The 10,082-nt window shown below is 69.2% G+C and carries 11 protein-coding genes and 1 pseudogene; 5 read left to right on the top strand and 7 right to left on the bottom strand.

From position 1 onward, the window contains the following. From DI573_RS11875 to DI573_RS11860, 4 genes and pseudogenes are all read right to left on the bottom strand, one after another. Window positions 1-878 (bottom strand): annotated as a pseudogene (locus DI573_RS11875) (UDP-N-acetylglucosamine 1-carboxyvinyltransferase); the annotation flags it as partial. 11 nt (window positions 879-889) lie between these two features. Next, on the bottom strand, window positions 890-1,501 hold the full coding sequence (leuD, locus tag DI573_RS11870; RefSeq protein ID WP_292814467.1) for a 3-isopropylmalate dehydratase small subunit: 612 nt from the start codon (window positions 1,499-1,501) through the stop codon (window positions 890-892). Between the two features lies 1 nt (window position 1,502). Next, complete coding sequence (gene leuC / locus DI573_RS11865; RefSeq protein WP_292814464.1) at window positions 1,503-3,014, bottom strand: 3-isopropylmalate dehydratase large subunit; 1,512 nt, start codon at window positions 3,012-3,014, stop codon at window positions 1,503-1,505. Window positions 3,015-3,204: 190 nt separating this feature from the next. Next, complete coding sequence (locus tag DI573_RS11860) at window positions 3,205-4,290, bottom strand: TerC family protein (protein WP_292814462.1); 1,086 nt, start codon at window positions 4,288-4,290, stop codon at window positions 3,205-3,207. Between the two features lie 316 nt (window positions 4,291-4,606). On the opposite strand from DI573_RS11860, the gene DI573_RS11855 reads away from it, so the two are divergent. Both DI573_RS11855 and DI573_RS11850 read left to right on the top strand, forming a co-directional pair. Next, window positions 4,607-5,164, top strand: coding sequence for an RNA polymerase sigma factor (locus DI573_RS11855; protein ID WP_292814459.1), 558 nt, complete (start codon window positions 4,607-4,609; stop codon window positions 5,162-5,164). Beyond that, a complete protein-coding gene (locus DI573_RS11850; protein WP_292814456.1) occupies window positions 5,161-6,282 on the top strand; it encodes a DUF4349 domain-containing protein in 1,122 nt (373 codons plus the stop codon). The genes DI573_RS11855 and DI573_RS11850 overlap by 4 nt, the downstream gene beginning before the upstream one ends. Before the next feature lie 9 nt (window positions 6,283-6,291). Here the strand turns inward: DI573_RS11850 and msrA are convergent, their stop codons facing one another. Beyond that, window positions 6,292-6,837: a peptide-methionine (S)-S-oxide reductase MsrA gene (msrA, locus tag DI573_RS11845; protein ID WP_292814454.1), complete on the bottom strand. Its 546-nt coding sequence runs from the start codon at window positions 6,835-6,837 to the stop codon at window positions 6,292-6,294. Window positions 6,838-6,936: 99 nt separating this feature from the next. Here msrA and DI573_RS11840 point away from each other — a divergent pair, with 99 nt between their 5' ends. Then, window positions 6,937-7,749 (top strand): SGNH/GDSL hydrolase family protein, encoded by an 813-nt coding sequence (locus tag DI573_RS11840; protein ID WP_292814451.1) that lies wholly within the window; start codon window positions 6,937-6,939, stop codon window positions 7,747-7,749. Here the strand turns inward: DI573_RS11840 and DI573_RS11835 are convergent. Beyond that, complete coding sequence (locus DI573_RS11835; RefSeq protein WP_292814448.1) at window positions 7,673-8,221, bottom strand: hypothetical protein; 549 nt, start codon at window positions 8,219-8,221, stop codon at window positions 7,673-7,675. The genes DI573_RS11840 and DI573_RS11835 overlap by 77 nt on opposite strands. 87 nt (window positions 8,222-8,308) lie before the next feature. Between DI573_RS11835 and DI573_RS11830 the strand changes: the two genes are divergently transcribed. After that, on the top strand, window positions 8,309-9,337 hold the full coding sequence (locus tag DI573_RS11830; protein ID WP_292814445.1) for an LLM class flavin-dependent oxidoreductase: 1,029 nt from the start codon (window positions 8,309-8,311) through the stop codon (window positions 9,335-9,337). Between the two features lie 135 nt (window positions 9,338-9,472). Here DI573_RS11830 and DI573_RS11825 read toward each other — a convergent pair whose 3' ends face one another. Next, window positions 9,473-9,619 (bottom strand): hypothetical protein, encoded by a 147-nt coding sequence (locus tag DI573_RS11825; RefSeq protein WP_292814442.1) that lies wholly within the window; start codon window positions 9,617-9,619, stop codon window positions 9,473-9,475. A 166-nt stretch (window positions 9,620-9,785) separates the two neighbouring features. On the opposite strand from DI573_RS11825, the gene DI573_RS11820 reads away from it, so the two are divergent. Beyond that, window positions 9,786-10,082: flavodoxin domain-containing protein (locus DI573_RS11820; protein WP_292814438.1), on the top strand; the 297-nt coding region annotated here is incomplete at its 3' end.

Raw genomic sequence — 10,082 nt, 5'->3', positions numbered from 1 at the left:
AGGACGTTCAGGAAGGTCAGCATCTCCTGCTGCTTGGCGCCGTCGACGAAGATCTCGCCGTCGGTCGCAAGAGCTGCGCACGCCCACGACACGGCCTCGTTGCGGTCGAAGATCGAGCGGTGGTCGTAGCCGCGAAGAGACTCGACGCCTTCGATGAGGATCACTCGGTTGGGCTCGTAGGAGATGATGGCGCCCATCTTCTGCAGCACCGCGATCAGGTCCATGATCTCGGGCTCGATGGCCGCGTTCTTCAGCTCCGTCACGCCCTTGGCCTTCACGGCGGTCAGCAGAACCTGCTCGGTCGCGCCGACGCTCGGGTAGGGCAGCTCGATGTTCGCACCGTGGAGGCCGTCGGGTGCCGTGATGCGGATGCCCTCGTAGCTCTTGTCGACGATCGCCCCGAAGGCGCGCAGCGCGTCCATGTGGAAGTTGATCGGCCGGTCGCCGATGCGGCAGCCGCCGAGGTCGGGGATCAGAGCCTCGCCCAGCAGATGCAGCAGCGGTCCGCAGAAGAGGATCGGAATGCGCGACGCGCCCGCGTGCGCATCGATCTCTTCGAAGTGCGCCGACGCCGCCCCGCTCGGATCGAACACGAGGCTGCCCGGCTCGTCGCCGTCGGCGACAGTGACGCCGTGCACCTCGAGAAGGGAGCGCACGACCGCGACGTCGCTGAGCTCCGGCACATCCCGCAGGATGCTGGGGGTCTCGCCGAGGAGCGCCGCCACCATGGCTTTGGTGACGAGGTTCTTGGCGCCCTTGACCTCGATCGTGCCGCGCAGGGGCCGTCCGCCGCGGATCGCGAGGATCTCGCCACTCCTCCCCTGCCCGCCGCGCCCGGTCCGCTTGCCGTCCGCCGTGTCGTTCAGGAGAGTCGTCATGCGGTGCGGCCTTACTGTGCGTGGAGCGGAGGGACCGGCAGGGTGCGCGGCCTCCAGGATTCTCGTCGCGCCTCGTAGGCGGCGATCTTGTCTTCATTCCTGAGGGTGAGCCCGATGTCGTCGAGTCCCTCCAGGAGCCGCCACCTAGTGTAATCGTCGATCTCGAAAGGAACCCGGATATCCGCGACGCGCGCCTCGCGCGCCTCGAGGTCGACCGTCATGCGAGTTCCGGGCTCGGCATCCAGAGCCGCCCAGATGCGCTCGAGGTCCGCCTCGGAGATGATGCCCGTGACCAGCCCCTGCTTGCCCGCGTTTCCGCGGAAGATGTCGGCGAAACGAGGGCTGAGCACCGCCTTGAAGCCGAAGTCGCGCAGCGCCCACACGGCGTGCTCGCGGCTGGATCCGGTGCCGAAGTCGGGACCGGCGACGAGCACGCTGGCCCCCTGGTAGACGGGCTGATTCAGCACGAAATCGGGATCCTGGCGCCAGCTGGCGAACAGGGCGTCGTCGAAGCCCGTCTTGGTGACCCGCTTGAGGTACACGGCCGGGATGATCTGGTCGGTGTCGACCGCGGAGCGCTTGAGCGGCGCGGCGATGCCGGTGTGGGTGATGAACTTCTCCATGTCAGGCCTGCGCCCCCTCTTTCGCCGAGAACCCGGTCGATGAGCGGGCGAAGCGGGGCGAGACGCCGTCCGCGTCGAGATCGCTCGGACTCGAGAGTGTGCCGCGCACTGCAGTCGCGGCGGCGACCAGCGGCGAGACCAGGTGTGTGCGCCCGCCCTTGCCCTGGCGTCCCTCGAAGTTGCGGTTGCTCGTCGAGGCGCAGCGCTCTCCGGGCGCGAGCTGGTCGGGGTTCATGCCCAGGCACATCGAGCAGCCGGCGAACCGCCACTCGGCACCGAAGTCGGTGAACACCTTGTCGAGGCCCTCGGCCTCGGCCTCGAGACGAACGCGCGCGGAACCGGGCACGACCATCACGCGTACACCCGGCGCCTTCGTCCGACCCTTGATGATCGAGGCGAACTGCCGCAGATCCTCGATGCGGCTGTTCGTGCACGAGCCCATGAAGACGGCATCGACCGCGACGTCTTTCATCGGCGTCCCCGCCTGCAGATCCATGTATTCGAGCGCCCGCTCGGCGGCGGCCCGCTCGTTCGGATCGGCGATCTCCGACGGCGTGGGCACGACATCGCTCAGTGACACGCCCTGCCCGGGGTTGGTGCCCCAGGTGACGAAGGGCTCCAGCTCGTTCGCGTCGAGGAAGACCTCGGCGTCGTAGACCGCGCCCTCGTCGGAGGGAAGCGTGCGCCAATAGGCGACCGCGTCCTCCCAGTCCTGACCCTGCGGCGCGTGGTCGCGGCCCTGGACGTAGGCGAACGTCGTCTCGTCGGGCGCGACCATTCCGGCGCGTGCGCCCGCCTCGATCGACATGTTGCAGATCGTCATGCGCCCCTCCATCGAGAGGGCGCGGATCGCGCTGCCGCGGTACTCGAGCACGTAGCCCTGACCGCCGTTCGTGCCGATCTTGGCGATGACGGCGAGGATGATGTCCTTCGCCGTGACCCCCGGCTTCAGCTCGCCCTCGACCGTGATCGCCATGGTCTTGAAGGGCTTGAGGGGGAGGGTCTGCGTCGCCATGACGTGCTCGACCTCGCTCGTGCCGATGCCGAAGGCCATCGCGCCGAACGCTCCGTGCGTGGAGGTGTGGCTGTCGCCGCAGACGACGGTGATGCCGGGCATCGTCAGGCCCAGCTGCGGGCCGACGACGTGCACGATGCCCTGCTCCTTGTCGCCCAGCGAGTGCAGGCGCACGCCGAACTCCTCGGCGTTGCGACGAAGCGTCTCGATCTGCGTGCGGCTCGTGAGATCGGCGATCGGCTTGTCGATGTCGAGCGTCGGAGTGTTGTGGTCCTCGGTCGCGATCGTCAGATCCAGGCGACGCAGGGGCCGTCCCTCGGCGCGCAGGCCGTCGAAGGCCTGGGGGCTCGTGACCTCGTGCACGAGGTGCAGGTCGATGTAGATCAGATCGGGCTGGCCGTCCTCGCCCTTGACGACGAGATGGTCGTCCCAGACCTTCTCGGCCAGGGTGCGCGGGCGATCCGGGATGTCGGACGCGGTGATATGCGGTGTGCTCATGCTCAGTGGTTCTCTCCTGTGAGGGGGATCAAGCCCGCGAGAAACTCCGCGACGAGTGAGGCCTGGGGTCTAGGACTCGTCGCGGCCGCTAAGGAGGAGGCGAGCGATCCGCACGGGCCCAGGGTAGCATCGCATCCCGGGGCCGCGCGTCGGCGGCCGACGCCGCGACGGCGCCGCGGGCGCGGGTCCGTCAGCGCGCGTCGGGCTTGGCCTCGCTCGACGAGGGCTGCTCGACCGGTGCCGGCGTGCCCTTCTCGGCCGCGACCGTGGCCGCCGCCTCGCGCTCATTGACGGCGCGACGCTCGCGGGCCGACGCGAGCAGACTCGCGATCGTCGCGACCGCCATCGATCCGATGATGACAGCGAGCGACATCCACGTGGAGATCACGGGAACCCACTCGATGTGCTCGCCGCCGTTGATGAAGGGCAGCTCGTTCTCGTGCATCGCGTGGAAGATGAGCTTGACGCCGATGAAGGCGAGGATGAACGCGATGCCGTAGTGCAGGTAGCGCAGGCGATCGAGCAGGTCGCCGAGCAGGAAGTACAGCTGGCGCAGACCCATCAGCGCGAAGATGTTCGCGGTGAACACGATGAAGGGGCTCTGCGTGATGCCGAAGATCGCGGGGATCGAGTCGACCGCGAACAGCAGGTCGGTCACGCCGATCGCCACGAAGACGATGATCATCGGCGTCCACATCTTCTTGCCGTCCACGACGGTGCGGATCTTCGCGCCGTCGTAGGTCTCGCTGATGTCGATCGTGCGGCGCAGCGTCCGCACGATGAAGCTCTCCTGCTTGACGTCGTCATCGTGGTCGCCGCCCGGGAAGGCCTGCTTGATGGCCGTGTAGATCAGGAACGCGCCGAAGATGTAGAAGATCGGGCTGAAGTTCTCGATGACCGCGGCGCCGACGAGGATGAACAGGCCGCGAAGCACGAGGGCGATGATGATGCCTACCATCAGCACCTCCTGCTGGTACCGCCGGGGCACCGAGAACTGGGTCATGATCAGCACGAAGACGAAGAGGTTGTCGATCGAGAGGCTGTACTCGGTCAGCCATCCCGCCACGAACTGACCCGCGTACTCGCCGCCGGCGAAGTACCACATCAGCGCCGCGAAGATCAGCGCGAGCGTGACGTAGAAGACAACCCAGAGGGTCGACTCCTTGGTCGAGGGGATGTGCGGACGCTTGAGGATGAGCAGCAGATCGCCGATGAGGATCAGCGTCAGCACGATGAGCGAGCCGACTTCGAACCAGATGGGGAGACCGAGGTCCATGCAGGGCCTTTCGAAAGGGGTGTGGATGTCGAGGGTCGGCGAAGCCCGAAAGTCTCTCCCCACGGGCCTGAGCCGGCCACCGCGGCGCCACCCGGGGCCACGTGATCGGGGCCCGTGATGACGGGTGCACGCTGTCGGGATACTCCCTCTCGCGGGCCCGAGTCTACAGGCACGCCGTCCGCGTGCTTCGCCGTCGCAGGCGCGGCACGTCGGTGGTTCTGCGAGACGATCCCGGCTGTCTCGACACTCCCCCTGTGAGAGACAATCGAGGTGAGGATGCCGGGAGCCACGCTCCCGGATGCCGAAGGGGTGACGCGTGGCCGAACCGGTGGACGTGGACGACCGCACGCTCGTGGCGCAGGCCGCAGCGGGAAGCGAGCACGCCTTCCGCACCCTGTACCGGGCCTACGCCCGCCCCGTGTACTGGGTGGCCTTCGGGCTGCTCGGCGACGCGGCGGACGCCGAGGACATCGCGCAGGAGACATTCGTCACGGCGTGGCGGAAGCTGCCCGGTTTCGAACTCGCCTCGGATTCGCTGCTGCCCTGGCTGTGCACGATCTGCCGGTTCCAGGCCGCGAACCGGCTGAGGGCACGTCGTCGCGACCGCGAGCACACGGCGGGGACGGTCGATGAGTCCGTGCCGGCCGCGATCGACGTCGAGCAGCAGGTCATCGACGCGCACCTCGCCGAACGGATCCTCCGAGAGGTGGAGGGCCTGTCACCGGTCGATCGCGAGATCTTCGTCCTCTGCGCCGCACAGGGGATGTCGTATCTCGCCGCCGCGGAGCAGTTGGGCGTGCCGCACGGCGTCGTCCGCAACCGTCTCTCCCGCATCCGCACGCGCCTGCGGACCGCCCTCACGGAGACATCATGAACACGACCCAGCCCGATACCCTGCCCGATGTCTCGGACGCGACGATCTCGCGCATCGAGCGCGGCGTCTTCGCCGACATCCATCAGCAGCGCGAACGGACGCGCGCACGCCGCGGCCGAGTGTGGCTGGGCGTGGCGGCCGCGGCCGCCGTCGTCGTGGTCGCGGCGGTCATCTCCCCCGCAGTTCTCGGCGGCATCGCGGGCGGGGTCGCGAGCAACGAGGCGGGCTCGGCCGTGGCTCCGGCCACGGACGCGGGCGGCTTTGAGATCGGATCCGACGGCGCGGCCGTGCCCGACATGATCACGGGCACCACGGCGGACGGCCGCACCGAGTCCGGGGCCGCCGCCGGTGCGGCCGAGAGCGGCGAGCGCGAACTCATCGCCTCGGGCTCGCTGACGCTCACCGTGGACGACGTCGCCGAGGCCGCGTCCGGCGTGGCCTCGGAGGCCGAGGCCCGCGGCGGGTTCGTGGAGAGCATGAGTGTGGGTGCGGACGGGGTGATCGCCCCCGAGATGCAGGGCATGCAGGGCGGCGTGATGACCGATACCTCGATGCCGATGCTGCGTGAGGGGGCGTGGGTGCAGATCCGTGTGCCCGCCGATCAGCTCACCGACACGATGAGCGCCCTGGGCGGCCTCGGCGAGGTGACCTCATCGTCGGTGTCGCGGCAGGACGTCACCGACCAGGCCGTCGACCTGCGCGCGCGGATCACCGCGGCCGAGGCATCCGTCGCCCGTCTGACGGATCTGATGGCGCAGAGCGGTTCGGTCGCCGACCTCATCGCGGCGGAGTCCGCGCTGTCGGAGCGACAGGCAACCCTGGAGTCCTACCAACAGCAGCTCGACATGCTCGAGGGCCAGGTGGCGCTGTCGAGCCTGACGGTGCAGTTGAATGCCGCCCGCGGCGAGCCCGTCGCGGCGGACCCCGCGGGATTCGGCGACGGACTGGCCGCGGGCTGGAACGGCCTCGTCGCGACGCTCAACGGCGTCGTCGTCGCGCTGGGATTCCTGCTGCCCTGGCTCGTGGTCCTCGGCGTCGCCGGCGCCCTCGTGTGGTGGATCACCCGGGCACGGCGCGTACGGCGCGCGCGCCGGGCCGCAACGGTCCTCGACGACTGATCGCGCGGATCAGACGCCGGCGGTCGCGTCGCGGCGCGGGAGCACCCAGCCGGGACGCACGAAGTGGCACGTGTAGCCGTTCGGGATGCGCAGGAGGTAGTCCTGGTGCTCGGGCTCGGCCTGCCAGAACGGCCCCGCGGGCTCGATCGTCGTGACCGCCTTGCCCGGCCACAGCCCGGACGCGTCGACGTCGGCGATGGTGTCGCGGGCGACGCGCTCCTGCTCGGGGCTGAGCGGGAAGATCGCCGACCGGTAGCTCGTGCCGATGTCGTTGCCCTGCCTGTTGAGCGTGGACGGGTCGTGGATCTGGAAGAAGAAGGCGAGGATGTCGCGATACGTCGTCTTCGTCGGATCGAACACGATCTCGACCGCCTCCGCGTGACCGGGGTGGTTGCGATAGGTCGCGTGCGAGTTGGTGCCCCCCGTGTACCCGACGCGGGTGTCGAGCACACCCGGCTGGCGCCGGATGAGGTCTTCCATACCCCAGAAGCATCCGCCCGCGAGGACGGCGGTCTCGGTTCCGGGGGTGCGGGTGATGTCGCCGGTGTCGATCATGGGCCGAGCGTACCTCTCTGTGCGGGTCGTGGGGCCGGATCCGGCCTCCACACCGTGCAACGGCGGTCACGGTGTTCCTGTTCCTCATACCCTGGACGGATGGCCCGCTCGTCGTCGCGTCTCACGCTGTCGCTGGGTACGGGCGTCGCGGTCTTCGGCGTGCTGGGTGGTGCGGTGCTGTACGTCGCGCGGCGCCGTCGGCGCGGCATCCTGGGCATCACGGGCGTGCTGGAGCATCACCGCATCTACTGGCGCGAGCGCGCGAGGCAGGACGGCGACCTGCTCTACGTCGCGCTCGGGGACTCGGCCGCGCAGGGCATCGGAGCGAGCCGGCCAGATCGGGGGTACGTCGGGCTGCTGGCGCGCCGCATCTCTCGGCGCACGGGCCGCCGGGTGCGCGTGGTGAATCTCTCGGTCAGCGGCGCAACGACGAGCCTGCTGGTCGAGAAGCAGCTGCCCCGGCTGGCGCGCCTCGAGCCCGACGTCGTGACGGTGGCGATCGGGGCGAACGACATGGCCGCCTTCGATCCCCGCGGTTTCGAGCGATCCGTGCGCGCCATCGTCGACGCCCTGCCCGATCACGCGATCATGGCGGACCTCCCGCACTTCTACATCGTGCCTGCCGAGCGGCGAGTCCGTCTTGCGGGTCCGATCCTGCGCACGATCGCGGCCGACCGGGGACTGACCGTGGCGCCCCTCTACGACACGATGAGACGCCAGGGGCTCTGGGCGGTGCTGACCCAGTTCAAGGACGACTACTTCCACCCCAACGACATCGGCTACCGGGTGTGGGCCTCGGCCTTCCACGAGGCGATCGACGCCCGCTGCGCCGCTCTCACGCGGAGGTGGTCTGCAGCGGAGGCATCTGCTCGAAGAGCACGTCGAAGGTCAACCCCAGAATCCACACCGTGAAGAAGGCGGCGACGATCAGCCCGACGACCTGAACGGCGATCCACACCCACACCGGTGCGAGCCCGGAGCCCGTCCGGCGCCGGAGCACGACCCCGCGCCCGATCACGTAGACACCGTTGCTGACGACGAGCGCCAGCGCCGCCCATCCCCAGTGGAAGGGACGATGGATGCCGCGGCTGACCAGCACCCGCCAATCGAGCCAGGCGAACAGCAGCACCGCCGCGTTGACGGCGAGCCCCAGCAGCACGAGCCAGCCGGTGCCTCCCGGGAACATGATCTGCATGAGATACCCGGGAGATGTGGGATCCATCATGGAGATGGCGAGCGTCTGCTCGAGGTATGCCCGCCAGTCCACGAGCCCGAGGGCCGCGACCGGCACGAGCGGGAGCAGCACGACGACCCAGATCCACGGCGTGCCCGCACGCGAGGGATCGTTCGGATCGGGGTACCAGGCGGGCTGCGGATCGGTCATGGTCACCTCTCGTCGGGGCCTTCCACGCTAACGCGCCGGCGACGCATGCGCCGGAATGGATCCGCGCGGTCGGTGGTTGGAGAGGTCATGCAGCGCTTCGGAACCCTCTCGTTCGGCCACTACGGTCCTCTCGGCGGCGGCCGCATCCTCACTGCGCGGGACTCGATGCTGCAGGCGATCGATCTCGCGCAGGGCATGGACGATCTGGGTGTGGATGGCACCTACTTCCGGGTGCATCACTTCGCCCGCCAGCAGGCATCTCCGATGCCGCTGCTGAGCGCCATCGCCGCGCGCACCCGGCGCATCGAGGTGGGCACGGGCGTGATCGACATGCGATACGAGAATCCGCTCTACCTCGCCGAGGAGGCCGCGGCGCTCGATCTGATCAGCGGTGGCCGCCTCGCACTCGGCGTCAGCCGCGGTTCACCCGAGACGGTCGTCCGCGGCTACGAGGCCTTTGGCTACACCGGGTCGACCGACCCGCGCGGCGGCGATCTCGCTCGCGAGCACTTCGACCTGTTTCTGCGAGCCATCGACGGCGAAGGCCTGGCCGAGCGCGACCCCCTGAGCCCGTTCGGCGGCGGCAGCGGGGCCCAGATGATCGAGCCACACTCCCCCGGCCTGCGCTCCCGCGTGTGGTGGGGAGCCGGAAACCGCGAGAGCGCGGAGTGGGCGGGTCGCGTCGGCGTGAACCTGATGTCCTCGACCCTGCTGACCGAGGACCGCGGGCTGCCCTTCGACGAGCTGCAGGCTCAGCAGATCGACGCGTTCCGCGCGGCGTGGCGCGATGCCGGGCACCCGGGCGAACCGCGCGTCTCGGTCAGTCGCAGCATCTTTCCCATCACCACGGCAGAGGACCGGATGTACTTCGGCGGAAGCGGCGGCGGCGACCAGGTCGGTGTGATCGACGGCATCCGCTCCACCTTCGGAAAGACGTACGCGGCCGAGCCCGACATCCTCGTCGAACAGCTGATGGACGATGCCGCGATCCGCAGCGCCGACACGCTGATGCTCACGATCCCCAGCCAGCTGGGCGTGGAGTTCAACCTGCGCATCGTCGAGTCGTTCGCTAAGCACGTCGCGCCCGCTCTCGGATGGCGAGGCGCCCGCGTCTGACGCATCTCGGCGGGGGGTCGACACGTGCGGAGCCCCGCACCCTCTGATCCGCAGAGGGTCGTTGCCGAGCAGAGGATCGACAACCGGGAACATGCCCTCGCCCCGGCATCCACCCTCTGCTCGGCAGAGAAAGCCTCAGCCGCCGGAGGGGTTCTCCACCGGTGTGCCGTCGTCTTCGGTCGTGTCGGGCTCCTCGGGAGCGCCGCCCGAAGCCGTGTCGGCCTCGACGTCGGCATCCGATGAGCCGTCGGTGTTGTGGGTGCCGCCGTGGTGCTCTGTCATCGTGCGCCTCCTCATCCGGCCCGCGGTTCGGGCCTCGATTGCACCGTAGGACTCCGCGGGGCCGAGTGCGACGGGGTTGACAGCACACAGGCGCAGGCCTGGACGGCGCGCGCACAGAAGCAGAGACTGGCGACGCACCCGTTCACCGTCTCACCGGAGGTTCGTCGTGAAAGCACTCATCGTCTACGAGAGCATGTTCGGCAACACCCGCCAGATCGCCGAGGCGATCCGCGACGGCCTGTCCCCCGCCGCGAGCGTCACCCTGACCGACGTCGCCGAGGCGCCCCGCGCCGTGCCGGACGACATCGATCTGTTGGTCGTCGGCGGGCCGACGCATGCGTTCTCGATGTCTCGGCACGGCACCCGCGAGGACGCGGTGCGACGCGGCGCCGCGAGCACCGATCTGGCGGGCGGCATCCGTGAATGGCTGCACGAGCTCGGCGCGGGATCCCGCCCTCACTTC

The sequence above is a fragment of the Microbacterium sp. genome, from assembly GCF_003248605.1.
Lineage (GTDB): Bacteria > Actinomycetota > Actinomycetes > Actinomycetales > Microbacteriaceae > Microbacterium.
This window is presented reverse-complemented; position numbering and strand designations above follow the sequence as displayed.